1 pseudogene is annotated in these 339 nt (G+C 30.1%); it reads left to right on the plus strand.

The window, feature by feature from the left end:
* Positions 1-23: 23 nt before the first annotated feature.
* Positions 24-339, plus strand: a pseudogene (locus CW751_RS16095) (cytochrome b N-terminal domain-containing protein); the annotation flags it as partial.

Here is a 339-nt window from a genome sequence, read left to right on the forward strand (position 1 = left end):
AATGACTATGAGGAGGATTTGCTGTAGACAACGCAACATTAACTCGATTTTTTTCATTACACTTTTTATTACCTTTTGTAATCGCAGCAATAGTAATAATCCATTTATTATTTCTACACCAAACTGGATCTAGAAACCCAATTGGATTAAATTCTAATTATGAAAAAGTCTCATTTCACCCATTTTTCTCTTTTAAGGATATTTTAGGCTTTATTTTAATAACAATATTATTAGTATTGCTAACATTAATTAGACCTAATTTGCTAGGTGATTGTGAAAATTTTATTCCAGCGAATCCTTTAGTCACACCAGTTCACGTTCAGCCATTCATTCAATCCT

The organism is Brumimicrobium salinarum, from assembly GCF_002844555.1.
GTDB classification, from domain to species: domain Bacteria; phylum Bacteroidota; class Bacteroidia; order Flavobacteriales_D; family Crocinitomicaceae; genus Brumimicrobium; species Brumimicrobium salinarum.